This window comes from Mesorhizobium sp. M0663 (assembly GCF_040320585.1).
Lineage (GTDB): Bacteria > Pseudomonadota > Alphaproteobacteria > Rhizobiales > Rhizobiaceae > Mesorhizobium.
Genome location: NZ_JAMYPX010000004.1, coordinates 64046 through 90900, shown reverse-complemented (window position 1 = coordinate 90900; position 26855 = coordinate 64046). Strand labels below are relative to the sequence as shown.

The window sequence follows — 26855 nt, the reverse complement described above, 5'->3', positions numbered from 1 at the left end:
GCTCGCGCGCATTTAGATGACGTAGCAATCCGTCGGCAAGCCAAGCGGAGCGGGGGACTGGTGGACGTCGTTGAACTAAGGACTGGCGGGATCCCGCAAGTTTCCTCCGCCGATCTGATGCAGGCGTTGCCTGTGGCCGTCTACACCACCGACAAACAAGGCTACATCACCTTCTTCAACGAAGCCGCTGCCGATCTCTGGGGATATCGTCCGGTTATCGGCCAGGATCGCTGGTGCGGGTCATGGAAGCTTCGCCACCTCGACGGGCGACCGATGGCGCATGACGAGTGTCCAATGGCCGTTGCCTTGCTCGAGGAGCGGGACGTTCGTGGGGGCCGAGCCATCGCCGAGCGGCCGGACGGCCAACTCATCCCGTTCAGTGCGCATCCGGTCCTGCTTCGCAATGAAGCCGGCGAGGTTGTCGGCGCCATCAACACCCTGCTCGACCTGCGCGTGCAGACGCTGGCCGACGACGCCGGCATAAGGCTCGCCGCCATCGTCGAATCCTCGATGGACGCCATCGTGTCCAAAGACCTGAACGGCATTATCACCAGCTGGAACGACGCGGCACAACGCCTGTTCGGCTATACGCCCGCCGAGGCGATCGGGCGCCCGGTGACGATCCTCATCCCGCCCGACCATCTGGACGAGGAAGCCATGATCATCAGCCGCATTCGCGCCGGCGAACGGATTCCTTCATACGAGACTATCCGGCAGCGCAAGGACGGCACCCTGGTTCCGGTTTCGCTCACCATCTCGCCGATACGCGACGGCATCGGGCGTATCATCGGCGCCTCCAAGATCGCGCGCGACATCAGCCCCCACAAGGAAAGCGAACGGCGCATCCGCACACTCATGCGCGAAGTCAACCATCGCGTTAAAAACCAGTATTCGGTGATCGTCTCGATGATCCGCGAGACCAGCAAGCTGGCGGGTACGCCAGAAGCCTTCCTTTCACGGGTCCGGGAACGCATCATGGCCCTTTCGGAATCGCACGACCTCCTGGTCGATGCGGAATGGCGTGGCGCGACCATCGGCGAATTGATCCATGCACAGACCAAGGCCTTCGCGACACAGGCCCGTCTGTCGATGAGCGGGCCGACGATCATGCTGCAGCCGAACGCGGTGCAATATCTCGGCATTGCCTTTCACGAGCTGGCCACCAATTCGGTAAAACACGGAGCGCTGTCGCACCATGACGGACGGGTCGAGGTCGAATGGACCGTGACCCCAGCCGCCGATGGCAGCGACGGCTTCCGCCTTGTCTGGCGGGAACTGGACGGACCATTGGTGGATGAAAACACGCGACGCGGTTTCGGAACGGTTGTGCTCAAACGCGTCACGCCGCAGGCGCTCAGCGGCACCGGCCGCCTGGAATTCGCCAGGCACGGCATCACCTGGACGCTGGAAGCGCCGCTGCGCTTCGTTCAGATGTCGATGGCTGGCATCGCGGCTGATTGAAGGCCGCTACACCGGCCGCGGCTTGGCGGCCGTGTGGCAACGCAATCCCTTTGGTAGCAATCAGGAGGAGCAGCGATGAGTTGGCTGGGCACCTGGCGGAATCAGTACGGGTCGGTGGTCGAACTGACCACCGAAGAGGGCGGACGGATCAGCGGAACCTTCAGGACGGCGCTAGAGGACAGCGCCTTCTTCGGCATGACCGTGCCGCTGTTCGGAGCCTGCCATGGAGACGTCATCGGATTCACCTGCGCGGCCGAAGGGCGGGTCGGAGCCGCGGCGGTGAGCTATACCGGCATCCTCAGGAACGGGAAGCTGGAGATGCTGTGGCACACCGTTGCGGATGCTGCTTTGTCGGCGGAACAGGAAGGTGCCCCGGCCCGTGCCAGGAAACTCCCCGCCTGGCGCGCGTTTGGAACCAGCCTCGACAGTTTTGAACGCGTCTCCTGACTATCGCGCCCGCCGCCGCGGCATTCAGCTCGCAAGTGAGGCAGCAGGGTTCCCGCGGTGCATCGGAACTCGCGCTGACGATGGCGCGTTAGCCAGGACATGCGCTGTTCGTTACGGGGTCGACCCAATGAGCGTGCTATATCGCGCAGCGAAAATCGCCGAACAGGCTCATGCCGGGCAGACGGACAAGACAGGGCGGCCTTATATCGAACATTGCCGCCGGGTCGTCGATGCCGTCGAAACGCTCGACCAGAAAGCCATCGCCTATCTTCACGACGTCATCGAAAAAGGCGACGGCTGGAACCGCGACCGGCTTGAGGCGGCCGGGTTCGGGCCATCCATCGTATCGGCCGTCGATGCCATGACGCGGCGGCCGAACGAGGGCGATGCCGCGTTCGTTCGCAGGGCTGCGGCCAGCCCGCTGGCATTGCCGGTCAAGCGCGCCGATCTCGCCGACAATCTATGGCAGGCACGGCAGATCGGTGCCTCGACAGCGAAATACGAAGACGGCCTGCGCATTCTCAGGGAAGAGTTCGCGAGCTGACGGACAGCTGGCGGCTGTCGCCGATGTGGGTCTACTCGGTGACGTGCGGCGTGTGCCGCTTGTCTTCCGCGGGATCGGCGTCGATCCGCGCCCTGCCGGGATCGAACGCACCATGGCGGGCGATCGCCAATGCCGGGGTGTCGGGCGTCTCGTAGGCCCACATGAAGTCTTCTGCCGACGAACCGACCGCATGAACACGCCAATAGCTTGCCGTGCCCTTCAGCGGGCCGTGGCTCGTCGTGTTCGTCTTCTCCAAGAGGTCGAAATAGATGTCCTCGAAGGGTATGTAGAAAACAGGATCATGGCCGTCTTCATAGAGCACCTTTGCCCGCTCGCTCGACGCAATAATGGCATCGGAGAACCGGATGGTCACGGTTCCATCAAACGGGACAATCCTGAGCGGGCCTGGGCGGGGGGCGGAATCTGCGGCTAAGGACTGCATTCGACTTCTCCGTTGACTGCGCTGCCTTCCCGAAACGTACTATCGCCGGTCAGGGTTCCAGTTCTACGCTTCTCCTCTTCCGAAACTGTCGAGGAACCTGGCAAGGTGATCGGCAACGCGCTCGGGTGCTTCGCGCGTCGGAAAGTGGCCGATGCCAGCCAGAAGCTGGCGCTCGTAATGGGCCGTGAAGTATCGTTCCTTGCCTTCGGACGATTGCGGCAGCACAACGCGGTCGGCATCGCCGTGGATCGTCAGAGTAGGCGCGGGAATGGACTTGGCGGAAATCTGGCGCCGGGCAAGATCGGCGTAGCGCGGATCGGGATCGGCTTCGCCCCAGCGAACCCTGTAGGAGTGCAACGTCACGTCGGCCCAATCGGGATTTTCGAAGGAAGCGGAAACGCTGTCAAAAAGCTCTTCCTCGAACCAGCCGGGCGGGCTCCAGCTTTCCCATTGAAAATGCGCGAACGCCTTGCCTTGTTGGCGAACGATCTCGGCGCCGCGATCCGTTGCCATGAACCATTGGTACCAGAATGCCCTGACCTGGCCCAGCGGCGGCGTTGCGAGTTCGCCCGGCTGCCAGCCAAGCGACAATGCCGAGCAGCACCGTATCCGTTCGGGAAATACCGAGGCGAGCAGGTAAGCGATCCGAGCGCCCCAATCGTGGCCGACGACCGCAAAACGGCCGAGGCCAAGTGCGTCGGCGAAATCGATCACGTCCTGAGCCATGGCGGCAATTTCACCGGATCGCATGGTCTCGTCCGACAGGAAGGTGGTTTTGCCGAACCCACGCAGCCACGGCGCAAAGGTGCGGAAGCCAGCACGATGCAGGACAGGCGCAATGCGCGTGAAGGTGGTTGCGTCGTCCGGCCAGCCGTGGAGAAGCAGGACGGGCGCGCCGGCTCCAGGGCCACCGGCGATGTACGCGATGCGCAGCAACGGCGTGGTGCAGAAGGCGGGTGTTTCCATGATCCGGCCATCCCGTTTCGATCACGCCGCATGGCGTCAGATCGTTTTCGGCGCAAGTTTGCTGAACCGCGCGTGGCTGCGATTGTTCCATGACAGAGGCAGACTTCCAGTGAAACCTCACCGCTGCTCGCGGTGGAAGAAGACCGACGGGAACGGTTCTGCAAGGTCGTCGTTGTTTCAGACCTCCGCACGCGCCATAATCGCAATGGCCGCCACTCGCCGACTCAACAGCAAATGGACCACATGCTGGATCGATCGCCTACCCTCCCAAGGTCGCTTGGCGCTGCGCTGCGAAGGGAAGTGCCGCGGTTTGCGGCACCCGGCAATGAAATTTCATGCACTACGGTCGCATCCTACAATGTGCATAAATGCGTCGGCACCGACGGCAGGTTCGATCCGGAGCGGGTCGCGGCCGTGGTCAAGGAACTCGACGCCGATATCATTGCTTTGCAGGAGGCCGACGAAAGAACCGGAAGCAGGCAGGGATTGCTGGATCTCGCAGCACTCGAGCGCGACAGCGACCTCGTCCCCACACACATCCCGGAAAACCGCCGCAGCCATGGCTGGCATGGAAATCTGATCCTGGCACGCCGCGGCGTGGTCGAAAGCGTGAACCAGATCCGGCTGCCCGGCCTGGAGCCGCGCGGCGCGGTCATCGCGGACCTGGAGCTGAAGGGCGTCTCGCTCAGGATTATAGCCGCGCATTTCGGCTTGCTGCGGCGCTCGCGCTCGCAGCAAGCCAACGAACTTGTCGAAGCCACGCACCCGGTTCTGCGGCCAACAATCCTGCTCGGCGACCTCAACGAATGGCGGGTCCGCAACAGGTCTTCGCTGCTGGCCCTGCTGCCGCATTTCGGTCCGATCGATGCGGTTCTGCCGAGCTTTCCGTCGCGCTTTCCGCTGTTTGCGCTCGACCGCATTCTGGCCAGGCCGCCGCACCTGATTTCCAGCATCGAGGTGCACAAGACGCCGCTGGCGCAGCGCGCCTCCGACCATCTGCCCATCAAGGCCCGCCTGAACCTTGACGCGATAAGGCAGCCGCGACTGCAACCAGAATGAACCTGGAGGGTTGTTAGTCAGATTCAGATCGTTTGCTTCGCTGATATTTGCCGGTGTATTTCATGGATACGGCCATTTCGCGGGTTGCCCGGGACAAGATCGCGGCCGGCGATAGCGGGCTGCTGCTGATCGCCGACAATTATGATGCATTTGCCGCACGAATCCTTGCCGCGCGCAGTGCCACCAGCAGCCTCGACCTGATGTACTATCTCTGGCACGACGACCATAGCGGCCGGCTGCTGATGCAAGAGGTCGTCAGGGCGGCGGAGCGCGGTGTCCGCGTCCGCATGCTGCTGGACGATATAAATCCGCGCAACAGCGACGCCGCTTACCTGGCGCTCAACAGCTACAAGAACATCGAGCTGAGGCTGTTCAACCCCAGCGGCATGAGGAACGGCAGCATCTTTCGCTCGCTGGAGATGGTCGCCCGGCTGTTTGCGATGACCCGCCGCATGCACAACAAGGCCTGGATCGCGGACGGGAGCCTGGCCATCGTCGGAGGAAGAAATATCGGCGATGCCTATTTCGACGCCGCGGAGACAAATTTCCGTGATCTCGACCTGTTGCTTCTCGGTCCTGCCGTTGGGCAGACGATGCAGATCTTCGAGGCGTTCTGGAATTGCGAGGCGGCAAAGCCGATCCAGCTGCTCAACCCGGCTGCGGTGGGCTCGCGCGCCGATTTCCTCGATAATCTCGATGCGTCGATGGACGGCCAGCTTTTGAACAGCCTCAGTGCCTGGCGCACGATCACGGAGTTCATTGCGGCGCATAACGAGGTCTGCTGGACGAAAGGCGTTCGCGTCATTTCCGATCCGCCGGAAAAGGTGCGCGGCAAGCGGCGCAGGAACTGGCTGACCAAGGAGCTGCTTCCCGCTATCGCGGCGACCAGACAGCGGCTCGAAATCGTCTCGCCCTATTTCATCCCCGGCCGCACCGGGTTGGCCATCCTGTCGAAGCTGGTGGACCGTGGCGCCGAGGTTGCAATCCTGACCAACTCGCTCGCCGCGACGGACGTCGCCGCAGTGCACGGCGCTTATGCCAAATACCGCCGCAAGCTGCTTAAAAAAGGTATCCAGCTTTTCGAATTGCAACCCTTCAACCGCCAGGCCAACATCTCCGTTTTCGGCTCAAAGGGAGCCAGCCTCCATACCAAGGCCTTCACGGTCGACGATACGCTCGGGTTTGTCGGTTCCTTCAATTTCGATCCGCGTTCGGTGTCGTTGAATGCGGAAATGGGCGTGCTTTTCCACGATGCCAATCTGGTGATGGAGTTGCGCCGGCTGTTCGAGCACGAAAAGTCGCCGCAGACGAGCTATCAACTGGTCCTGGACAAAGGCGCCGTGCGGTGGCTCGGCATCGCGGATGGCGAGATGCGGCAATGTTCGCGTGAACCGGAGGCCAGTCTCTATCGGCGTATCGTTGCAGCGTTGGTTGGCTGCCTGCCGATCGAATCGCAATTATAGAAGCGACGGATTTGTCGGAACGCAACTCTTTGTCGGAACGGAAATGCGGGACCACGAGTTGTAACCGTTGTCCGGAGCATGCCGATGAAGACCACGATATACAGTTTTCTTGCCGAGCTCTTGCCGTTCTGGATGGCGCATAAACGCAAAATGCGCGCCGACCGCGCCGCTGAGCGGCCGACACGACCGGCTGCTGCCGATGACGATGGTCGGCCGACAAGCGATCCGAATCGAGCAACACCGGCGCGTCGGCGCAACACGTCTTAGGGCGGGATGCTTTCAAATTAGATCCCGCTCCAACTGTCTGGTTAGACGCAATTCCGCGACGCCAAGTGATTCCATTTGGCTGCAGAAGCTCCAGTTCCTAAGCGATCACGCTATCGTCAAGTATCGCTACCCGAAATCCGGCGTTGCCAAGCATCCATTTTGCAACACGTACGTTAATGTGCACTACAGGGTTGCCGCTATAGGTGAGCGCCATGAGCGACAGTGCGATAGAATTCTTGCAGGACTGGATCCACGAAAACGTTCATGTGCCGCCGCCTCCGATCAAGCTTGAAAGGGAGGCGGAAATCCTCGCCAGGGAATGCAAGGAAGAGGCGGCCGACGCCGGCGTACCCATCGAAGACATCGAGGAAGAGGTTGGCGACCTCAAGGATCTGCTCGTCGCCAAGCTCGAAGACGCAGCCGAGGACGAGGCCAGGCAACTCAACGGCCATGGCCAAAAGATTTCTACGTCGGCGGCCGAGCAAATGCCGGCCCTGTAAGGCCGGTCCGAGCGCAGGCAAGGCATCACGAGGTGCGCCGCTTCGGCCTATTGTCCGATCAGCGTCAGCCCGAACAGGATCATCAGCCAAAACCCGGCAGCAGCGACCGCAAGACGCGGCAGGACGCCGTCGCTGGCCAGATGCATGAACAGGATGGCGATGACGGCGGTCTTGGCCGCGGCGATCACCAGATTGAGTGCCGAATTGAAGCCGCCGAGCGCGAGGAAGGACGAGCCGACGGTCAGGGCCAGCAAGGCTAAAAGCCCGATATAAGCAAGCGTGAGTTTGCGGAACTCGCTCATCTGTTGATCAGATAGAGGACGGGGAACAGGAAGACCCAGACGATATCGACGAAATGCCAATAGAGGCCGATTGCCTGCACGCGCCGGAACCGGCTGGCCTCGATCGTGCGTGGCCACAGCGCGAGGATGCCGCCGATGACGATTACGCCGCAAATCAGATGCAAGGCGTGCAGTGACGTCATCGCGAAATAGAGGCCGAAGAAGAATTCGGCATGAACAGTATCCGGGCCCTTATAGATGAAAGGTGCGCCGAGCACCGGCGCCAGCCCTTCGCTGAATTCCCTGGCGTACTCCGTCGCCTTGATGGCCAGGAAGACGACGCCGAGCAGCGCCGTCGCAGCCAATGCCCAGCCAGCGGCGCGCCATCGCCGCGCGGCCGTGTACATATGGGCGAGCGCCATAGCGAAACTGCTGGTGATCAGGACGACGGTGTTGGCCGTGCCCAACGGCAGCGACAGATGCTTCGCCGCGCCGGCGAAGGCGTCGCCATAACTCAACCGGGCAAACATGAAGACGAGCAGGATGGCGCCGAACAGCATCACCTCGGAGCCGATGAACACCCACATGGCGAAGCTGTCGGCTGCCGTTTCGCGAGCCGGCCGGTCGAAGGCGATGCTTGTCGTTGGTGACTTCAAACCAGATCCTCCACCGGGTCCGACCGTTTCTCGGTCAGGCCTTTCATCGGATAGTCGTAGGCTGGTCTGGTGACGGTCGGCATGCGATCGAAATTATGCGCTGGCGGCGGCGAGCTTGTTTGCCATTCCAACCCGGTCGCTCGCCACGGATTGGCCGGCGCCTGCGCGCCTCGAAACAGCGACCATGCCAAGTAGAGGAGCGGCATCAGATAGCCAATCGCCAGCACCACGGCGCCAGCCGACGACAGGATGTGCCAGAAAGCGAATTCCGGCGGATAGGTATGGTAGCGCCGCGGCATGCCCAGAAAGCCGAGCACATATTGCGGAAAAAAGGTCAGGTTGAAGCCGATGAAGGTCACAGCCGCGGCTATACGGCCCCAAACCTCCGAATACATTCGGCCGGTGAGTTTCGGCCACCAGAAATGCAGCCCTGCCATGTAGGCGGTCACCATGCCGCCTACCATGATGTAGTGGAAATGGGCGACGACGAAATAGGTGTCGTGAACGTGGACGTCGATGGCGAGCGCGGCAAGGAAAAGGCCGGCCAGCCCGCCGAAGGTGAACAATGCCAGGAAGAACAGCGCATAAAGCATCGGCGTCTCGAAGCTGATTTCGCCCTTGCGCAGCGTCAGGCTCCAGTTGAAGACCTTTATCGCCGATGGGATCGCGACGCAGAAGGACAGGAACGAAAACACCACGCCGGCATAGGCCGACTGCCCGCTGACGAACATGTGGTGGCCCCAGACGAGAAAGCCGAAGACGGCGATCGCCATCGAAGCCAGGGAGACGGCCTTGTAGCCGAACAGCGGCCGGCGGCTAAAGCAAGGCAGCACTTCCGAGACCACTCCCATGCCTGGCAGGATCATGATGTAGACGGCGGGGTGCGAGTAGAACCAGAACAGATGCTGGAACAGCAGCGGATCGCCGCCGAGGTCGGGATTGAAGATGCCGATGCCGAAGACGCGCTCCAGCACGATGAGGATCAGCGATGCTGCAAGCACCGGCGTCGCCAGCACCATCACCAGGCTGGTGGCGTACAGCGTCCAGACGAAGATCGGCAGCCGGAACCAGGTGAGGCCAGGCGCTCGCAAGGTGTGGACGGTGACGATGAAATTGATACCGGTCATGATCGTCGAAAAGCCGACGATGAAAACGCCGAATGCCGCGGTCGAGACAAACCCGTTGGCATAGAGCGTCGACAGCGGCGTGTAGAAGGTCCAGCCGGTGTCGACGCCGCCCAAAACCACCGAGGCGAGCGCGAACAGGCTGCCGAACATGAAGACGTACCAGCTTGCCAGGTTGAGCCGGGGAAAGGCGAGGTCGCGCGCGCCGATCATCAGCGGCAGCAGGAAATTGCCGAGCGTTGCCGGGATCGACGGCACCAGGAAGAACCACACCATGATGATGCCGTGCAGCGAAAACAGCCGGTTGTAGACATCGTCGGAGACCAGGTCACCGGCCGGACTCGCAAGCTCGATGCGCATCAGCACGGCAAAGGTTCCGCCGAGGAAGAAGAAGGTCGTCAGCGAGACGAAATAGAGCCACGCCACCCGTTTGTGGTCGGTTGTCAGCAGCCAGGAGCGCGGCCCGGCACCTTCTGCGAGATAGTTTGCCGACGCCAAATCGCTGCTCATTGCGGCGCCTCGTTTTTTGCCGCCGGGAACGAGGGAGATTGGAGCGAAAGGGATTTGAGATAGGCCATCAGCATCTGCAGTTCGGCTTCGTCAACGAGACCGTCGAAGCTCGGCATCACCGGCTGGTAGCCGGCGGCGATTTCCTTGTTCGGGACAAGGATCGAATCGCGCAGATAGCGTTCGTCGGCGATGACCGTCTGCCGGTTGGCCAACGCCACCGGCTGGCCGAAAACCCCATCGAGGCCGGGCGCCCGCACCTTGCTGGAATTGCCGTGACAGCCGGAGCAGCCGAGCGCGCGGAACAGTTTCCCGCCGCTCGTGGCAAGGCTTTCGCCTTCACCTTGACTGCCGAGCCATGATGCATATTGCTCCGGCGCCAGCACCGTCACCCAGCCGCCCATCTCGGAATGCTGCGTGCCGCAATATTCGGCGCAGAACAGGTGATAACGCCCCGGCTGCGTGGCGATGAACCAGACATTGGCCGTGCGTCCGGGAACGGCATCCTGCTTGACCCGAAAGGCTGGCACGTAGAAGGAGTGGATGACGTCCTGTGATGCCAGCGACACCACCACCGCCTTGCCGACCGGCACGTGCAGCTCGTTGATCTCGCGCTGGCCGCCGGGATGGCGGAATTCCCACATCCATTGCTTGCCGAGGCCGGCGATCTCGACGGCGTCCGGTGGCGGACGGTCGCGCCGGACAAAAAGGACTGCGCCCCAGCCGAAGAAGATGAAGGCCATCACCAGGCTGGCAATGGTCCACGTCATCTCCAGCGGCAGGCTGCGGGCACGCGCCCCTGTACGGTCGGCTGCGGAGCCGATACGATATTTGACGGCGTAGCCGACAACGAGAACGGTCAGGAACAGGCCGAGCGCGAGTGCGAAAGCCAGCAATGTGTAGAACAAGGCATCGACGCTGCCTGCGATGGACGAGGCTTCCTGCGGGAAAAACCGGATGCCGAAGCTCACGCCCGCCTCCCGCGCGCCAGCAGTATGGCCGTCGCCAACCCCACCACCATGACGATGCTGGCGAGCTTCAACGCAGCCCAGATCGCCGGCGTATATCGCCCCTTGGACGCATCGAAGCCGGCGCAGAGCAGGAAGACATGATCGGCGATCGAGCCGAGCCTGCCGGAAGATGCCTCGACAAGGGCAAGCTCAAGATCGCGCGGCGTGAAGCTCAGCGCCGGCAGCACCTGCGCTATCCGGCCTTTTGGCGTCAGCGCGATGACCGCGATCGGATGGGCGAATTGGTCGATCCTGGCGCGGGTGTCGAAACTGATGCCGGCTTCCGCGGCAAGGGCGCCGCCGGCGCCGTCGGCACTGGTCAGGAACCGCCACGCCGACAGGTTCCTCGCGTCGGCCGCCGCGGCGACCGTGGCTTGCGCATCGCCCGCATCTTCGGGCGTGTCGGCGGCATCGATCGAGACGAACAAAGCGCGATAGGTGTCGGGGTCGAGCGAGGTCTTTTTCAAATCCGAGGCGACCGCCTGTTGGGTCACACCACAAAGGTTCGGGCATTTGTCGTAGCCGAAAATCAGCAGCGCCGGCCGGCCGGCAAGCATTTGGCCGATCGTGCGCTGCTCGCCGGACGCATCGCGAAACACCCGGTCGAGGCTGAGCTGCGCGCCGATCTCGGGATCGAAGGCCGGGCGTGCGAAAGCCATGGCCGGCAGTGCCGCGAGAATGGAAAAAGCGGTTAGCCAGGCCTTCACGGCCGGCCTCCCTGGCCTGGCGCGGTCCGGCAGCGCGCGGCCTGTGGCGCGCGTGGTATCTCGGCCTCGACCAATCGGCAGTCGGCGCCGGCGGCCGGCGCCGGCTGCCCCCAGTTCGGCAAACCATGGCTGACGATCGCCCACATGGCGTCCTCGATCGGAATGCGGGCAATGCCGGCGGTGCGGTCGACCCAGCCGACCTTGTTCAGCTCCTGCTCCTCCGCCTTGCGGAAGGCAGCGAGGTCGTCTTCTGGAAAGCGCTGCAAGGCTGGACTGGCCCGGTTGCCGACCGATGATGGCCCCGGCAGCGGCCCGAACGGCCTGGTGTCGAAGACGAGCCCGAGGACGATGACTGTTGCGGCCAGGAGCAGCAGCAGGCCGGCCGCGAAGGCAAGCAGCGCGCCCGGCCAGACGTCGCGCGTTTCGGGATGGCGGGCTGCCCTAGCCATGGACCGGCCTCCGGCACCAGAGGGCGATCCGGTCCGGCCGGCCAAGCGCGAAAAGCAGCAGCGCAAGCCAGAGGCCGCCAGCTCCTGCCAGCGCGGCAAGATCGTACCAGAATGCGATCACATTACCGTCCGCCAACGGCGGTCTGATCCGCCACAGGACATCGACGTAGTGGCCGGCCAGCACGATGCCGCAGATCGACAGCAGGCCGGCATGGCTGCGCTTCAGATCCCGGCTGAGCAGCCCGGCAAAGGGGACCGCGAATTGCAGCGCAATCAGCAGCCAGAGCAGATACTGCCAGCCATTGCTGCTGCGGATGAGGTACCAACGGATCTCGTTCGGCAGGTCGCCGCCCCAGGTCACCAGCCATTGCATGAACGACAGGTAAGTCCAGAGCAACACGAAGCCGAACAGCATGTTGGCCAAATCCTCGCCGAGCGCGACATCCTCCTCGCCGCCCGGCATGACCTCGATCGAGCGGTTCACGCACAGTACCGTCATCGCCAGGGCGTAAGCGCCAACGACTTCGGCGGACGCTTCCAGCAGCGCATAGATGGTCGAGGAGAACTCCGGCTCAAGCGAGAGCATCCAATCGATGGCAAAGATCGTGACCGCCAGCCCATGCGCAATCAATCCAGCGGCATAGGCCTTGCCGCGGCCGGCGCTGCCACGGCCGCTATCGGTCGTTGTCCAGTCAAGCACGCGCCACGCCACCACCAGCCAGATCGCGGCGCAGGCGGCAAAGCGCAGCAAAAAGAACGGAACGTTCAGATAAGAGAATTTCTGGCGCACCGTCTCGGGCAATGCAGCCGCGTCGGCACTCGCCCAGGGAAAGACCAGGTCGAGCCTGAGCAGAACCGGCAGCAGCAGAAGCAGCGCCAGCGGCAGCGTCGCGACGAGAGCGCGCAGCGGCTGGCGGATTGCCTCGCCCCAGCGGCCGCCGGTCAGCCCATGCACGATCAGGATGGTCAGCGCCCCGAGCGGCAGGCCGAGCAGGAAGAGCGCCGCAGGCAGCCAGCCGGCCAATGTGGCTCTGAAGTCGAAGGCCAATCCCGTGGCGCAAAGCACAAGTCCGACGGCGGCCACAGCAAGCGCCGGCAGAATCAAACGTTCGGCGGCAAGCCGCATCATCGCCCGCATCATCGATCCGGCTCCGCATTGAGCTCGGCGCGGAGGCTTTCCGGCAGCTCGGCAATTGGTGCATCGCGCGAATATTGCAGGGCGCGGATATAGGCGACGATCGCCCAGCGGTCGGCAGGCGGGACACGCGCCGCGTAGGAATACATGGCGCCATAGCCGTTGCTGATGACGTCGTAGAAATGCCTGTCGCTCGCCTTGCGCAACGCGTCCTGGTGATAGGTCGGCGGCGCCGGAAAGCCCCGCTCGACGATCATGCCGTGGCCGTCGCCGGCGCGGCCGTGGCAAGGCGAACAGAAGATGTCGAAGCGTTGCTGGCCTCGCCGCAGCAGCGTCATCGTGACCGGATAGGGAAAAGTGTCGGGTACCGGCGAAAGATCGGCATCGCGTGCGACTGTGTCCTCGACCGGCGCCCGCGCCGACATGCCGTCGGCGAATTGGTTGCTGCTTTCGAGCGGATCGTAGCGCGGCTGGTCCTCCATGTCCTGCCGGCAGCCGGCGACCAGCAAGGCTGCCGACAGCAGGATCGTGCGCATGTTCACGCCTCCACCTCCTCGACGGTTTCGGCGCCGAGCCGTGTCAGCTGGCCCTTGGTCACGCCCTTGCGGAACTTCGGATCGGCGGCCTCGACGAGCAGATAGAACTTGCCGCCGCGCGCATAGGTGAAGCTCGTGGCGTTGAAGACCGGGTGGTAATATTCGGGCAGGCGATTGGCGGCCAGCATGCCGAAGAATGCGGCCAGCGCAGCGCCAAGTATCGCGGCCTCGAAGGCGATGACGAGAAAGGCCGGCCAGGAATGCAGCGGCCGGCCGCCGACATTGAGCGGAAAATCGATCTCGACCGAATAGAGGATCAGGCCATAGACAAACACCGCGCCGGCGACGGCGCCGCCAAGGATGGCCCATGGCAAGCGCGTCTTGCGCATGCCGAGCATGTCGGCCAGCCCATGCACATGGAACGGCGAGAACGCGTCCATGCGCCGGTAGCCGCGCGCCCGCATGGTGCGGACCGCCTCGGTCAGCGCTTCGGGATCGGCGAAAGCCGCAATGACGCCGTAAAGGCTCATCTTGCGCCGCCCCTCTCCCTGGCCAGCTCCTCGACCTCGAAAATGGTGATGGCCGGCAGGACGCGGATGAACAGGAAGACCAATGCGAAGAAGGTGCCGATCGAGCCGAACAGGATGCCGAAGTCGAGCCATCTCAGTGATTGTTCGCCCCAGGACGACGGCAGGTAATCGCGGCTTGGCCCGGTGACGACGATGACGTAGCGCTCGACCCACATGCCGACATTGATGATCAGGGCAATGGCGAACAGCACCGCCATGTTGAGGCGCACCCGGCGGAACCAGAGCAATTGCAAAACAGCGCCGTTGCAGGCGAGCATGGTCCAGAACAGCGGCGCATAAGGTCCGAAGGCGCGCTGCCACATCATCGTGCGCTCATAGGTTTCGCCCGAATACCAGGCGAAGAAAGCCTCGGAGGCATAGCCGTAGATGACGATCATGCCGGCGGCGATCATCAGCTTGGCGGCATTGTCCATGTGCCGCAGCGTGATCAGATCCTGGACCGAAAACGCCCAGCGCAGCGGGATGGCGATGGTAAGCACCATGGCGAAGCCGGACAGCAGCGCGCCGGCAACGAAATAGGGAGGAAAGATAGTCGAATGGAAGCCCGGCGTGATGGCGAAGGTGAAGTCGAGCGAGACGATCGAATGCACCGAGACGACCAGCGGCGTGGCCAGTGCCGCCATCAGGAAATAGACCGTCTGGTAGCGCGCCCAATGAAAGGCCGAACCGCGCCAGCCGAGCGCCAGTATCCCGTAGAACAGCTGCGCCGGGCGCGATTTCGCCCGGTCGCGCAGGACGGCGAGATCGGGCAGCAGGCCCATATACCAGAACATCAGCGAAACGCTGGCATAGGTGGCGATCGCCGCGAAATCCCAGACCAGTGGGCTGCGCCATTGCGGCCAATGCATATGCGTGTTGGGTAGCGGCAGCAGCCAGTAGAAGAACCACGGGCGGCCGAGATGCAGGATCGGGAAAAGCCCCGCCATCGCCACGGCAAACAGCGTCATCGCCTCGGCAAAGCGGTTGATCGAGGCGCGCCATGGTTGGCGCAGAAGCAGAAGCACCGCCGAGATCAGCGTGCCGGCATGGCCGATGCCAATCCACCAGACGAAATTGCCAATCATCGTGCCCCAGACAACCGGAATGTTGACGCCATAGGCGCCAACGCCGACCGAGATCAGATAGGTAATCGAATAGAGAAAGATGAGGACGAAGACGAAGCAGGCGAAAAACGCGGTCCAGAAATAGCGCGGCAGCCTGCCGTCGAGGACGATCGCACTGATACGGCCGCTGATCTCCGGAAGGTCGTGCCGGCCGCGCAGAACGGGCAGTGCGCCCGGTTTTCCAGCAATAGCCTCAGCCATCGGCTTTCCCGCCTGGCGAGAGACGGCCGTTGATATTCCTGATCTTGCCGAGATAGGTGGTGCGGGGTCGCGTGTTGAGGTCCTCGAGCAAGGCGTAGTGTTGCGGCGCTGCTTTTTCCTGCACGACAGCGGCGCCCTTGCTGTTGAGGTCCCCGAAAACGATCGCCTGTGTCGGGCAGGCCTGCTGACAGGCGGTCACCACTTCGCCGTCGGCGATGTGGCGGTTTTCGATCTGCGCCTTGATGCGTTTTTCGGAAATGCGCTGGACGCAGTAGGTGCATTTTTCCATCACACCGCGCGAACGGACGCTGACGTCTGGATTGTGCGCGGCCTGTTCCGGTCCGGCCGCATCCTTGTCGAATTCCTGGAAGTCCAGGAAGTTGAAGCGCCGCACCTTGTAGGGGCAGTTCTGCGAGCAGTAGCGCGTGCCGATGCAGCGGTTGTAGACCTGCGCGTTCAGCCCGTCATGGGTGTGGGTGGTGGCGTTGACCGGACAGACGACCTCGCACGGCGCCTTCTCGCAATGCATGCAAGGCACCGGCTGGAAAAAGACGTCGGGATCGTCGAGCGGGCCGGAGTAGTAGCGGTCGATCCGCAGCCAATGCATCTCATGGCCGAGTGCCGACTCGTCCGGCCCGACGGTGGCGATGTTGTTTTCCGCCTGGCAGGCAGAAACGCAAGCCATGCAGCCGATGCATGCCGACTGGTCGATCGACATGCCCCAGGCTTCCTGGCTGTATTGCCAGTCGGGATAGAGCGATCCGGTTGGCGCAGGCGGGGCGCCGTCGCGCACGAAGTGTGGATTTTTGCGGAAGGCCTCGAGCGAGGCATGGCGAACGATCGCCCTGCCCTCCATCGCCTGATGGTGTTGCGTGGTGATGACCCGCGCACTGCCGTCCCGCGGCGCGACCGTGGCGCCATAGACGATCCAGGGAGCCTCGAGGCTTCGCAGCCTGTACGCGTCGTGGCCGTCGGCGAGTGCTGCCACCGAACCGAGCTTCCGGCCGAAGCCCAGAGCAAGTGTCACGGTCTCGTCGGGATGGCCAGGCATGATCCAGACCGGCGCATCGATGTCCGTGCCGTTCGAGGCGATATTGACGACCCGGGCGTTTTCCACCTGAAGCCGCCCCGCCGTCGCTGGCGACATCAGCGCTGCATTGCCCCAGATGATCTTGCTCAGTGGCCGCGGCAATTCCTGCAGCCAGGACGAGTTGGCATTGCGTCCGTCGCGCAGCCAGGGATCGGCGACGAAACGGATTTCGACGCCTTTGGCCGCTTCGACGCGCGGGTTCAGGCCGCGCAAATCCGCCGGCATCGCAACATCGACTGGAGTGCTGGCACTGCCGGATACAAAGCCGTCGCGAAGCGCCTTTCGCCACGCGGGATCGTCCAGCGCTTGCGCCCAAGTCGTTTGTGCCCATGTCCGGCGGACGAGCGGCAGCACAGAAACAGCTAATTCACCGCCAAGCACGGCCAGGATTTCATGCACCGCCCGCCCCTGGTAAAGCGGCCTGATCAGCGGCTGCACGATCGACGCGGTTCCGTCATGGGCGCGCAGGTCACTCCAACTCTCGAGATCATGCGCAGCAGGGACATGCCAGTGTGCGACGAAGGCGGTTTCGTCGCGGTAGAGACCCCAGTGGACAAGAAGCTTCAGCTGCGAAAACACGTCGCGGACATCGAACCCCGCAGGTGCGGTGTGGAGAGGATTGGCGCCGAGTATGACAACGGTGTCGATATCTCGCGCGGCGATCGCCTGGCAAAGTGCAGCGAGGTCGCCCTCGATGGGCATCGCGTCGGGCGGCTCGATCAGTTCCACGGTGTTGCCAAGCGCACCAAGCCGCGCATTCATGGCAAGAGCCGCGGCATGGACGAACGGTGTTTGATGGGCGCCCGGCACGATCAGCGCCGAGCGGCCGGCCGCCTTCAGGTCGTCCGCAGTGGCAGCCAACCAGGCCGGGTCCAGTGCCAAGGCGCTTGGCGCCGCTTCGCCGCCAAGCACCGCGCTCAGCGCCGCGGCGACGGCTTCGACCTCGCTCGGCCGCACCGGCCTGCGGTGATCGGCGGCAGCGCCGGTGATCGTCGGCGTCGATTCCACCGCATAGACCCGGCTCATCGTATCGTCCGCCCGGCGCACGCGACGCCGCGCGGCAAAGTCACGGGCGTAAGCGAGACGGCCGGGGCCCTCGCCCAGGAAATCCGCGTCGAGACTGAAAATCGCATCGGCGCGATCGAACCGGTAGACCGGTGCAAGCGCCCTGCCGAAAAGGGTCTGCGTGGCTTCGGCGCCGGACGGCGTTGCCAGGGGATCGTGCCGGAACAGCCTCAGCCTGGGGTAGCGCGCGCGCAGCGCCTCGAGCTGCGCCTTCATGGTGGGCGAGGTCGTCGCCTCGATCAGCAGCGCCGCGCCGGCACCGCCTGAGCCGGCCAGCCGCGAGGTGAGCTCGGCCATGTCGGCATGGAAGTCGCCATAGGCCGCCGGTTCGCCGTGTTTCAGCGGCATGCGCGAGCGATCGGGGTCGAAAAGCGACAGCACCGCCGCCTGCATGATGGCGTCCGTCGCACCGCGCGAGGCCGGATGGTCGGGATTGCCTTCCACCTTGGTCGGCCGGCCCTCATGGCTTTCGACCACCGCACCGATACCGTAGCCATCGCTCGAAAGCGTGGTCGCGTAATAAAGCGGCTTGCCGGGAACGATGTTTTCCGGCTGGCGGATATAAGGCAGGATGTCTTCGGCCCGGCTGCAGGCGGCAAGCCCGGCCAGCGTCAGCGATGCACCCATCAGCTTCAGCAGCGTGCGCCGGTCGAGCCGCGGGATGCGCTCGGCGATCGAGGGAAATTCGGCATCGACGAAGCGGCGGAATTCCGGCCTATCGGCGAGCTCGTCGAGGCTTCGCCACAGCTCCGGGCCGGGCGAAAGCCGTTCGCGCAGGCCGGCCATGTCTGGAGCCGCGATCGGTTTGTCAGCGGTGGCAGACATAACAGTCGGTCATGGTCTCGGGGTGGATATCGAGAAGGCTGATGAGTGACCGGCGGATTTCGGCGATGCCGGCCGGTGGCTTCCAGTGCATCAGGAACACGTCCTGCGGCGGACGCAAATTAGGCTCGGGATCGCGATGGCATGCCAGGCACCATTCCATCGATAGTGCGTGCGCCCGCCGCATCAGCGGCATGTCGTCGACCTCGCCATGGCACGTCTCGCAGGCGACGCCTTTAGCGATATGGATCGAATGATTGAAATAGACGAAGTCGGGGACACTGTTCACCCGCTGCCACTGCAATGGCTGCCCGGAAGCAAGGCTTGCCCGTATCGGCGCCAGCATATCCGCGTTGGTGAACAGCTGCGAATGGCAGGTCATGCACACCTCGGTCGCCGGCAGACCCGCCGATGACGCGGTCTCGACGCCGCTATGGCAATAACGGCAATCGAGGCCGAGCTCGCCGACATGGTGCCTGTGGCTGAACGGTACTTGTTGCGCCAACGGCCGGCCAACGCCGGTGACGAAGTCCGAACGCAAGACGGCGGTACCGCCGAGAGCCGCAAAGATCGCCATGAAACACGCGCCCCACAGAGCGAAGCGTGAAATGCCGTTGGCACTCCTTGAAAAGACCTGCGGCATCCCCTCGCCGATTTCGCATCCAGCAAACCGTATTCACCCCCCAAAGTGCCTAACTGCGGCTGCGTGGGTAAGTTCCGGCTGGAGCAGCGGAGATCACAGAATGGTTACCCCGCCCTGGCCCATCAGGTCGGGCTGACCGGAAACCATCGAACCCTCCATACGTTCGGATGAGGTCACGTTCTGTTTCACCCGGATAAGCATCATGACCATCCCCCACCCCCATCCCATTCGCCGCCGGTCCGGCGTTGCCTTCTGGTGGACGATGTTCGTCGGCGCGCTGCTGACGATCCTCGGCCTGCTGATCGGAGGGGGCGGTGCCTGGCTGATCGCGCTGGGCGGATCCTGGTACAATCTGCCCGCCGGGATCGCCCTGCTGGCCGCCGGCAGCCTGCTGCTTGCCGGCAATGCCGCCGGTGTATGGCTTTACGTCCTGACCTGGCTGGCGACCCTTGCACCCGGCGGCCACCATTTCATGGAGACCAGGATCGGCGACGACATCATTGCCTACGCACTGCCAAAAAGCTGACGCCCGACGATGACGGCTTCGCGGGACGCTTCCATCCTGATCGTCGGCGCCGGCCCGACCGGGCTGACGGCGGCAGTCGAACTGGCAAGGCGCGGCATTGCACCTCGCATCATCGACCGCAAGGAAGGCCCGACGCCGCTCGCCAAGGCGGTCGGCATCAGTTCGCACAGCCTCGACATCCTTGAACCGTCCAAAGTCGCTGCCCGATTGCTCGCCGAAGGATTGAAAATTCGCCGAGCCCGTTTCTACTTCGAAGGACGAGCGCTCGGCGAGATCGATTTCTCGATCCTGCCGCACCGCCATAATTTCCTGCTGTCGCTGCCGCAGCGCGACACCGAATCGCTGATGACCGATACGCTCAAGGGATTTGGCATCGACGTCGAATGGCGAAGCACATTTGTCGGCATGGCCGAGCACAAAGGCCGCGCCGAGGTGCGGATCGAGGCGCCAGACGGCCGTGACGAGGCAAGTTTCGACCTTGTCTTCGGAGCCGACGGTGCGCAAAGCACCGTGCGTGATGCCATGGGCATCGGCTTCGATGGCTACACGCATCGGCGGCAATGGAGCATTGCCGACGCCGACATCGACGATTGGCCCTATGAGCCGATGGCCGCCCACGCATTTCTTCACAGGAACGGCGACGTCGGTTTCGTCATCCCGATCGGCGAGAAGCGCTATCGCGCGGTTTCAAACAGCGAGGATGCGTTGGCGCGCATCCCCGGCAATTACCGGATCACGCGGTTGTTGCGGGCCGACCGCTTCCATATTCCGGTACGACAGGCGCCGCGCTATCAAACCGCATGCGTCTTCCTGGGAGGCGATGCCGCGCATGTGCATTCGCCGTTGGGCGCGCGCGGCATGAATCTCGGCATCGAGGACGCCGCGTCATTCGCCAGGCGTTTCGTCGACGGCACGCTTGCCGGCTACACAAGCGAACGCCACCCGGTGGGGCAACGGTGGATCACGCTCAGCGAGCGCATCCTCTCGCTGGCCCAATCGGACAACGGCATCATGCAAGGCGTCAGGAACGCGGCCTTCAGCGTCGTCGGCCATCTGCCGCTGCTGCAACGGCCGCTGCTGAGCGTGTCGCCGGGCTCAAGGAATGACGTGGTCGCATAAACCTTTTCGCCGGATATGCGTTGTTGGGTTTCAAGCCAGGGAGATGACCATGCAGATGAAATCGGAAATCGCCGGCGAGGCCGCCAAGCAACGGCATATCCAGCGCCGTATCGACGAGAAGGACAAGTCCAAATCCAATGGCAAGCAAAAAGGCGCCATGCAGGCCGGCGCCCGCAAATATCCCGAGCCGCCCTTCCCCGAGCAGCACCAGCCGAAGCCGGGCCATGAATGGGCGATCGAGCCGGCGCCGCTTTACGATGCGCCATTTTATATCGGATCGAAAAAGCTCGACGGCAAAGTGGCCGTCATTACCGGCGGCGATTCAGGCATCGGCCGTGCGGTGGCCGTGCTATATGCGCGTGAAGGCGCCGATGTGGCGATCGTCTATCTCTCGGAGGATAGGGACGCCAAAGATACCAAAAGGGCCGTCGAAGCGGAAGGCCGGCGCTGCATCCTGATCAAGGCCGACGTCAGCGAACGCAACCACTGCCACAACGCGGTGGCTGAGATCGTGCAGGAGTTTGGGCGGATCGACGTGCTGGTCAACAACGCCGCTTTCCAGATCCACTCCAGCGATTTCAGCGAGCTGACCGAGGAGCATTTCGACACGACGCTGAAGACCAACCTCTACGGCTATTTCCACATGGCGCAGGAGGCCGTGCCGCACATGAAACCCGGTTCGGCGATCATCAATACCGGTTCAGTGACCGGCATCGAGGGCTCGAAGCAACTGGTCGATTACTCCATGACCAAGGGCGGCATTCATGCCTTCACCCGCGCGCTCTCAGGCAACCTTGTCGACAAGGGCATAAGGGTCAACGCCGTGGCGCCAGGCCCGGTTTGGACGCCGCTCAACCCCTCGGACAAGGAAGCCGGCGATGTTTCGAAATTTGGCGCCGATACGCCGATGAAACGGCCGGCCCAGCCGGAGGAGATCGCGCCGGCCTACGTGTTCCTCGCCTCGCCACACTGCTCGAGCTACATCACCGGCGAGATATTGCCGATCGTGGGCGGCTACTGACGGCATGTATTTCATTGCCCTGGCCACTGACTATGACGGCACGCTGGCGCATGAAGGGGTCGTTGCCGAGAAGACGCTTGCGGCGCTTGAACGCTTCAAGAAGAGCGGCCGCAAACTCATTCTCGTCACCGGGCGCGAGCTGCCCGACCTGAAACGCGTCTTTCCCGAAGTCGCGATCTTCGACAAGGTGGTCGCGGAAAACGGGGCGCTGATCTACACGCCGGCCAGCGAGGAGGAGCGGACGATATCCCCGCCGCCCGCCCCCGAGTTCATCGCCAAACTCAGGAAACGCGGTGTCAAACCGCTTTCGGTCGGACGCTCGATCGTCGCAACCTGGGAACCGCATCAGGCTACCGCGCTCGAGGTCATCAAGAAATTGGGGCTGGAGCTGGAAATCATCTTCAACAAGGGCGCGGTGATGATCCTGCCCAGCGGCATCAACAAGGCGACCGGGCTGACAGCCGCGCTTCAGGACCTCAGATTGTCGCCGCACAACGTCGTCGGTGTCGGCGACGCCGAAAACGACCACGCCTTCCTGCGCGCCTGCGGCTTCAGCGTGGCCGTCGACAACGCACTGCCGGCAGTCAAGGATACGGCGGATCTCGTGACACGCGGCGCGCGCGGAAAAGGCGTCGAGGAACTGATCGCCAAGGTGGTCGAGCGCGATCGCGAGCTTGTGCCGAACCGCGACGGCATTCTGCTTGGCTCGGAGGATGGCAAGGAGGTGTATCTGTCGCCAACCGATACGGTGCTGATCGCCGGCAGCTCCGGCATCGGCAAATCGACCCTGGCGACTGCACTGACGGAGCGCTTCGTCGAGAGAAAGTTCCAGTTCTGCATCTTCGATCCGGAAGGCGACTATGACGGTCTCGAAGGCGCCGTCCGGCTGGGCGACGGCTCGAACGCGCCGACGAAGACGCAGTTGCTCGATCTCCTGGAGAAGCCGGACAACAATCTGGTCGTCAATGGCCTGGCGCTGCGCGTTAACGAGCGGCCGGACTTCTTTGCCGACCTGCTGCCGGGCCTTGGCGGTGTTCGCTTCCGCACGGCACGACCACACTGGCTGATCATCGACGAGGCGCATCACCTCTTGCCGAAGCGGCGCGACGACACGCCAATGGTGCTGGCCATGGAATTGCCGGGCACGATCCTGATCACGGTTCATCCGGACGCGATCTCAACCGAGGCATTGCGGCTGGTCACCGCCGTCATCGCACTCGGCCCCAAGGCGAAAAAGGTCATCAAGACGTTCTGTCACGAGACCGGCACCGAACCGCCAAAGGACAAGGACCTGAACTCTCCAAAAGACGAGCGCGTGCTGTTCTGGCGGCCGCAGGCGCGCAAGAAACCTGCCATGGTCGAGCCGATCGAACCGCGACAATCGCTCAAGCGGCACAGCCGCAAATATGCCGAGGGCCAGCTGGACGAGAAGGGCAGCTTCTATTTCCGCGGCCCCGACAATGCGATGAACCTCCGCGCCCATAATCTGATGATTTTCGCCCAGATCGCCGAGGGCATCGACGACAGGACCTGGGAACATCATTTGCGCGCCGGCGACTATTCCGAATGGTTTCGCCACCAGATCAGGGACAAGGAACTGGCGCGCGAAACCGCCGAAGCGGAGAAAGACGGCACACTTTCGGCGCAGGAGAGCCGCAAGCACGTCCTGGACGCGGTGCGCCGCCGCTATACCGCGCCCGCGACCGCGCCGAAGGAATAGATGCAAACGGCGCCCAGCCGGTCCCAAGCCGGCTGGGTTCACCTCGTGGTCGATCTCCGTCCCACCTCGGCAGACGGCCGAGTCCCAGTCAGTTCCAACCGTCGATGGTCCATCGTGGAACCTCATCCGCCAAACGAGATTGTGTTCTATCGGGCGCCAGATCTATTCAATGCTGAATAATTGCTCGAAAGGAGACGATGGATGAGCAACGACCGGGACAAGGATGGTCCTGTCTTTTCAGCGGAACAGGCGCGGCAGGGCGAGATCATCCTGCGGACGCGGGCGCGCCGGATCATTTTCATCGCCGGCCTAGTGGGTCTCGTCTTGCTGGCATTGCTGGTGTGGTGGATTTGAATTCCTGACGGCTGGAGCGAAATCATGAAATCACAGCTTGTTGCCGAAAGCGCCGGACAGAGAACGTTCGTCGTTGTGCTTGATCCCGGCGAAGAGGCGTTTGCGCAGCTGACGTCATTTGCAGTCGACCGTGGCGTCGGCGGCGCGTCGCTGACCGCGCTCGGCGCTTTCGAAAGCGCAACCGTCGGCTGGTTCGACCCTGGAGAAAGGACCTACCGGAAAATCCCCGTCCGGGAACAGTGCGAAGTGCTGAGCGCGATCGGCGATGTTGCTATCGGCGACGACGGCAAGCCCAGCCTGCACGTCCACGCAGTCCTTGGATTGAGTGACGGCACCACGAGGGGCGGTCATCTGCTGGACGGCATCGTGCGGCCGACGCTCGAGGTCACATTGGTGGAGACGCCTGGCCATCTGCGCCGCAGGCACCGTCCCGAACTCGGCGTCGCCCTGATCGACTTGGAGGCTTGATCCGAGCCGATCACTTCGTTGATTTGACTGCGGCCGTTTCGGGTACGACCTCCCAACCGAAGACGCTGCGGCCGCCGAGCAGATGCGATTGCTCGAACTCCCCGGCGACGATTTCCTTCAGGCTTGGGCCGGTGACATAGCGCTCGACCTGCCTCGACTGGTCGTCCAGCCGCCGCAACGCGCCGATCTCTTCGTCACGGCCGAGCCTGGCCTTCTGGACAGCCGACTTCAGCACGCCGATCGTCTCGTCATAGACCTTCAGCGGCACGGGGAACGGGTGCCTGTCCTTACCGCCATGCGCCAGCGAGAAACGGCCTGGATCGGAAAAACGGCACGGCGCGCCATGCACGACTTCGGCGACCAGCGCCAGCGCCCGCACCGTGCGCGCGCCGACATTGGGCACCAGGAGAAGCCCGGCGAAATCTGTCGGGCCGCGCTCGGCCGCCGCCGCGATGTTGCCGTGCAGGCGGCGCATGACGACGTCGCTTTCGCGCACATCGTGGTGCGCCGGCATCACCAGATGCGGCAGCAGCTTTTGTGCCGGCTCCGGCGCTGGCGCCGAACCCCGCTCCAAAGCGGCAAGCTCCCTCACGATGCGATCCGGTCCAAGGTCGTGCAGAAGGTCCAGTTGTCCCTGGCGCGACGCTTCAGCGCGCCGGTCGGTCAGGTTGACGATCTCGCCCTGGTTGGCGCCCTCGATGGCAGCATGCGGCTGGTCGACAAAGCTCTTCAGGCCTTCGGACAGCCAGTGATAGCGGCGCGCCACCTTGCTGTCGCCGTTCATGCCCTGCTGCACCACCACCCACTTGCCGTCGTCGGTGACGATAAAGCCGTGCAGATAGAGATCGAAACCGTCCTGGACCGCGGCGCTGTCCACCTTGGCGACAAGCCGGCTGGCAGTCGCGAGGCCTTGCCCGTCGAGGCCGACACGCTCGCCGATCAGGGCAAGCTCGTGCGGGGTCTTGCGCGAATGCGCGCCGCGGCCGCCGCAAACGTGGATGCCGAGTTCGCCGGAAAGCGGCGACAGACCGCGCTTCAACGCTCCGACGACGCTGGTGGTGATGCCGGAAGAGTGCCAGTCCATCCCCATTACGGCGCCAAAGGACTGGAACCAGAACGGATGCGCCAGCCGGCGCAGCAACTCATCGCGGCCGTAATGGTGGATGATCGCCTCGCACATGACCGCGCCAAGCCGCGTCATGCGGTCGCCGAGCCATTTCGGCACGCGTCCGCCGTGAAGTGGAAGATCAGCACTTCCCGATCGCTGTGCCACGCTCTTTTGCTTGCTCCTTGAGTCCTGCCTCCACAGATAGGTATCGAAAGCGCCGCGAAGAAGCGATGGCCTGATTCCAGGCCGCGATCGTTGCGAGCCGCTAGAGCAATTCCAGGAAAAGTGTGAAACGGTTTTCCGTCCGGGATTGCGCAGAAACAAAGAGATAGAGCGTTTCGGCGTTTCCGTGAAACGATGAACCGCTCTAGCGGGCAGGCTCGCTGAGGAGATCAAACTTTTGAATCTCGCAATGCTCGCCCACCGATGCCAGCAGATCCATTGGCGGTGCGCCAGTGTCGGGCCGCCTCCAACTGATCTCGAACGAGAACACAGGGTCCTTGAGATCTGGGCGCCTCTCTATTGCGACGAGGCGTGCCTGGTAGCCAAGCGGCCCGATGAGCGCATCGATCTCCTGTCGAGCCGCGGCCTTCCACGTCAGTGCCAACTGGGCATGGTGTTCGCGCGACATTCGAAGGTCCACCCATTTCAGGACCAGCAAGGTGGCCAGCGTCAGCGCCGTGCCGGCAGCGCCCAAGCCGTATTGGCCACCACCGAAAGCCAATCCGATCGCCGTCATCACCCACAATGTGGCCGCCGTGGTGACGCCGCTGACAAGATTGCCGCGGCGAAGAATGGCGCCACCGCCGATAAAGCCGACGCCGGTCAACACGCCCAGCGGAAAGCGCAAGACGTCCATCGATGCAAACGAATCCGGGTGCTTGCCAACGGTCTCGAGCAGAATACTGGCCTGGATCATTGTGATGGCGGCGGCCAATCCGACCAGCACGGTGGTGCGTAGCCCCGCCGCGTGCCCGCGCGCCTCGCGGTTGAGGCCTATCAACAGGCCGGCGAGCGCGGTCAGAAGCAGTCGTGCCGCGATGTCCTGCCAGACCGGAACAACGAGGAGCATCGCGGTCACCCGTCAGGCCAAGCGCTGCTGGCCAGGAATGGCGCCAGGGTCAAAGCGAACAAGGGCAAGAGCGTCTTCATCGCAAATTCTTTTCGTCGATAAGCAACAAACGATGCGCTTGGATTTTGGTTGCGCCGCCGACGATTCACCCCGGCGATGGGCAGCGGCGGAACAAAACCTTCGGCCTGCGGGTTGGTGGGTTCACGCCAACGAAGGATTTGCAGTCATGGTCCGCTTGCTGCTTGCCGGAGCCGTCGCTTATCTGGCCTATCGCATCACCAAGGAGATCGGTGGGTCCGACGAGGTCGATCCGCGGTCGCCTTCACCCGACCAAACCGGCCGCAAGGTGCCGAGGCGGGAAAGCGGGGCGCAGGGGAATGGCCGACGGCGGTAGCGAAT

The 26855-nt window shown here is 63.3% G+C and carries 29 protein-coding genes; 13 read left to right on the top strand and 16 right to left on the bottom strand.

The genetic code is table 11. From position 1 onward, the window contains the following. The first annotated feature begins 60 nt into the window (after positions 1-60). From NKI54_RS09740 to NKI54_RS09730, 3 genes are all read left to right on the top strand, one after another. Entirely contained in the window at positions 61-1461 is a 1401-nt protein-coding gene (locus NKI54_RS09740; RefSeq protein WP_352577666.1) for a PAS domain-containing HWE histidine kinase family protein, read from the top strand. 75 nt (positions 1462-1536) lie between these two features. Then, entirely contained in the window at positions 1537-1908 is a 372-nt protein-coding gene (locus tag NKI54_RS09735; RefSeq protein ID WP_352577667.1) for an avidin/streptavidin family protein, read from the top strand. Between the two features lie 127 nt (positions 1909-2035). Further along, on the top strand, positions 2036-2452 hold the full coding sequence (locus NKI54_RS09730; protein ID WP_352577668.1) for an HD domain-containing protein: 417 nt from the start codon (positions 2036-2038) through the stop codon (positions 2450-2452). A gap of 31 nt (positions 2453-2483) precedes the next feature. On the opposite strand, the gene NKI54_RS09725 is transcribed toward NKI54_RS09730, so the two are convergent. Together NKI54_RS09725 and NKI54_RS09720 are read right to left on the bottom strand one after the other, a co-directional pair. Beyond that, on the bottom strand, positions 2484-2894 hold the full coding sequence (locus NKI54_RS09725; protein ID WP_502898210.1) for a DUF427 domain-containing protein: 411 nt from the start codon (positions 2892-2894) through the stop codon (positions 2484-2486). A gap of 63 nt (positions 2895-2957) precedes the next feature. Continuing rightward, positions 2958-3860 carry an alpha/beta fold hydrolase gene (locus NKI54_RS09720; RefSeq protein WP_352577670.1) on the bottom strand — a complete coding sequence of 301 codons (903 nt, stop codon included), beginning with the start codon at positions 3858-3860 and terminating at the stop codon, positions 2958-2960. Between the two features lie 243 nt (positions 3861-4103). Here NKI54_RS09720 and NKI54_RS09715 point away from each other — a divergent pair, with 243 nt between their 5' ends. The 3 genes from NKI54_RS09715 (at position 4104) to NKI54_RS09705 (ending at position 7149) form a co-directional block, all read left to right on the top strand. Further along, on the top strand, positions 4104-4919 hold the full coding sequence (locus NKI54_RS09715; protein WP_502898209.1) for an endonuclease/exonuclease/phosphatase family protein: 816 nt from the start codon (positions 4104-4106) through the stop codon (positions 4917-4919). 62 nt (positions 4920-4981) lie between these two features. Further along, positions 4982-6382, top strand: a complete 1401-nt coding sequence (locus NKI54_RS09710) for a phospholipase D family protein (RefSeq protein WP_352637313.1) — start codon at positions 4982-4984, stop codon at positions 6380-6382. 479 nt (positions 6383-6861) lie between these two features. Next, complete coding sequence (locus tag NKI54_RS09705; protein ID WP_352577673.1) at positions 6862-7149, top strand: hypothetical protein; 288 nt, start codon at positions 6862-6864, stop codon at positions 7147-7149. Positions 7150-7196: 47 nt separating this feature from the next. Here the strand turns inward: NKI54_RS09705 and NKI54_RS09700 are convergent, their stop codons facing one another. Genes NKI54_RS09700 through NKI54_RS09645 form a run of 12 tightly spaced genes read right to left on the bottom strand, consistent with a single transcriptional unit; the run spans position 7197 to position 19068 of the window. Further along, entirely contained in the window at positions 7197-7451 is a 255-nt protein-coding gene (locus NKI54_RS09700; protein ID WP_023677081.1) for a cytochrome C oxidase subunit IV family protein, read from the bottom strand. Then, positions 7448-8086, bottom strand: a complete 639-nt coding sequence (locus tag NKI54_RS09695) for a cytochrome c oxidase subunit 3 (RefSeq protein WP_352577674.1) — start codon at positions 8084-8086, stop codon at positions 7448-7450. The genes NKI54_RS09700 and NKI54_RS09695 overlap by 4 nt, the downstream gene beginning before the upstream one ends. Next, the gene (gene ctaD / locus NKI54_RS09690) at positions 8083-9720 is read right to left on the bottom strand and encodes a cytochrome c oxidase subunit I (protein ID WP_352691336.1); all 1638 of its coding nucleotides are present in this window, start codon (positions 9718-9720) and stop codon (positions 8083-8085) included. Before ctaD ends, NKI54_RS09695 begins: the two co-directional genes overlap by 4 nt. Further along, a complete protein-coding gene (coxB, locus tag NKI54_RS09685) occupies positions 9717-10688 on the bottom strand; it encodes a cytochrome c oxidase subunit II (protein ID WP_352691334.1) in 972 nt (323 codons plus the stop codon). The genes ctaD and coxB overlap by 4 nt, the downstream gene beginning before the upstream one ends. After that, the gene (locus NKI54_RS09680; protein WP_352691332.1) at positions 10685-11434 is read right to left on the bottom strand and encodes an SCO family protein; all 750 of its coding nucleotides are present in this window, start codon (positions 11432-11434) and stop codon (positions 10685-10687) included. The genes coxB and NKI54_RS09680 overlap by 4 nt, the downstream gene beginning before the upstream one ends. Next, on the bottom strand, positions 11431-11883 hold the full coding sequence (locus NKI54_RS09675; RefSeq protein WP_023677086.1) for a hypothetical protein: 453 nt from the start codon (positions 11881-11883) through the stop codon (positions 11431-11433). The genes NKI54_RS09680 and NKI54_RS09675 overlap by 4 nt, the downstream gene beginning before the upstream one ends. Continuing rightward, complete coding sequence (locus NKI54_RS09670) at positions 11876-13024, bottom strand: hypothetical protein (protein WP_352571865.1); 1149 nt, start codon at positions 13022-13024, stop codon at positions 11876-11878. Before NKI54_RS09670 ends, NKI54_RS09675 begins: the two co-directional genes overlap by 8 nt. Beyond that, positions 13021-13554: a c-type cytochrome gene (locus NKI54_RS09665; protein WP_352457837.1), complete on the bottom strand. Its 534-nt coding sequence runs from the start codon at positions 13552-13554 to the stop codon at positions 13021-13023. Before NKI54_RS09665 ends, NKI54_RS09670 begins: the two co-directional genes overlap by 4 nt. Positions 13555-13556: 2 nt before the next feature. Further along, positions 13557-14084, bottom strand: coding sequence for a DUF3341 domain-containing protein (locus NKI54_RS09660; RefSeq protein WP_352457813.1), 528 nt, complete (start codon positions 14082-14084; stop codon positions 13557-13559). Then, positions 14081-15448 carry an NrfD/PsrC family molybdoenzyme membrane anchor subunit gene (gene nrfD, locus NKI54_RS09655; protein WP_352691330.1) on the bottom strand — a complete coding sequence of 456 codons (1368 nt, stop codon included), beginning with the start codon at positions 15446-15448 and terminating at the stop codon, positions 14081-14083. Before nrfD ends, NKI54_RS09660 begins: the two co-directional genes overlap by 4 nt. Further along, a complete protein-coding gene (locus NKI54_RS09650; protein WP_352691326.1) occupies positions 15441-18428 on the bottom strand; it encodes a TAT-variant-translocated molybdopterin oxidoreductase in 2988 nt (995 codons plus the stop codon). Before NKI54_RS09650 ends, nrfD begins: the two co-directional genes overlap by 8 nt. Further along, positions 18412-19068, bottom strand: a complete 657-nt coding sequence (locus tag NKI54_RS09645) for a cytochrome c3 family protein (protein ID WP_502898208.1) — start codon at positions 19066-19068, stop codon at positions 18412-18414. The genes NKI54_RS09650 and NKI54_RS09645 overlap by 17 nt, the downstream gene beginning before the upstream one ends. Before the next feature lie 202 nt (positions 19069-19270). On the opposite strand from NKI54_RS09645, the gene NKI54_RS09640 reads away from it, so the two are divergent. The 6 genes from NKI54_RS09640 (at position 19271) to NKI54_RS09615 (ending at position 24276) form a co-directional block, all read left to right on the top strand. Then, positions 19271-19594 (top strand): hypothetical protein, encoded by a 324-nt coding sequence (locus NKI54_RS09640; protein ID WP_352691323.1) that lies wholly within the window; start codon positions 19271-19273, stop codon positions 19592-19594. Positions 19595-19603: 9 nt separating this feature from the next. Further along, positions 19604-20713: an FAD-dependent oxidoreductase gene (locus NKI54_RS09635; protein ID WP_352571870.1), complete on the top strand. Its 1110-nt coding sequence runs from the start codon at positions 19604-19606 to the stop codon at positions 20711-20713. A gap of 49 nt (positions 20714-20762) precedes the next feature. Continuing rightward, positions 20763-21734: an SDR family oxidoreductase gene (locus tag NKI54_RS09630; protein WP_352691321.1), complete on the top strand. Its 972-nt coding sequence runs from the start codon at positions 20763-20765 to the stop codon at positions 21732-21734. Between the two features lie 4 nt (positions 21735-21738). Further along, positions 21739-23454 carry an HAD family hydrolase gene (locus NKI54_RS09625; protein ID WP_023677097.1) on the top strand — a complete coding sequence of 572 codons (1716 nt, stop codon included), beginning with the start codon at positions 21739-21741 and terminating at the stop codon, positions 23452-23454. A gap of 201 nt (positions 23455-23655) precedes the next feature. After that, on the top strand, positions 23656-23808 hold the full coding sequence (locus NKI54_RS09620; RefSeq protein WP_352457805.1) for a peptide ABC transporter permease: 153 nt from the start codon (positions 23656-23658) through the stop codon (positions 23806-23808). 24 nt (positions 23809-23832) lie between these two features. Next, positions 23833-24276, top strand: coding sequence for a PPC domain-containing DNA-binding protein (locus NKI54_RS09615; RefSeq protein ID WP_352637306.1), 444 nt, complete (start codon positions 23833-23835; stop codon positions 24274-24276). Positions 24277-24286: 10 nt separating this feature from the next. Here the strand turns inward: NKI54_RS09615 and NKI54_RS09610 are convergent, their stop codons facing one another. Beyond that, entirely contained in the window at positions 24287-25549 is a 1263-nt protein-coding gene (locus NKI54_RS09610; protein WP_352449581.1) for a DUF763 domain-containing protein, read from the bottom strand. 202 nt (positions 25550-25751) lie between these two features. Further along, entirely contained in the window at positions 25752-26456 is a 705-nt protein-coding gene (locus tag NKI54_RS09605) for an MgtC/SapB family protein (RefSeq protein WP_352577685.1), read from the bottom strand. 226 nt (positions 26457-26682) lie between these two features. Between NKI54_RS09605 and NKI54_RS09600 the strand changes: the two genes are divergently transcribed. Next, positions 26683-26850 (top strand): hypothetical protein, encoded by a 168-nt coding sequence (locus tag NKI54_RS09600; protein ID WP_023677102.1) that lies wholly within the window; start codon positions 26683-26685, stop codon positions 26848-26850. Positions 26851-26855: the final 5 nt, after the last annotated feature.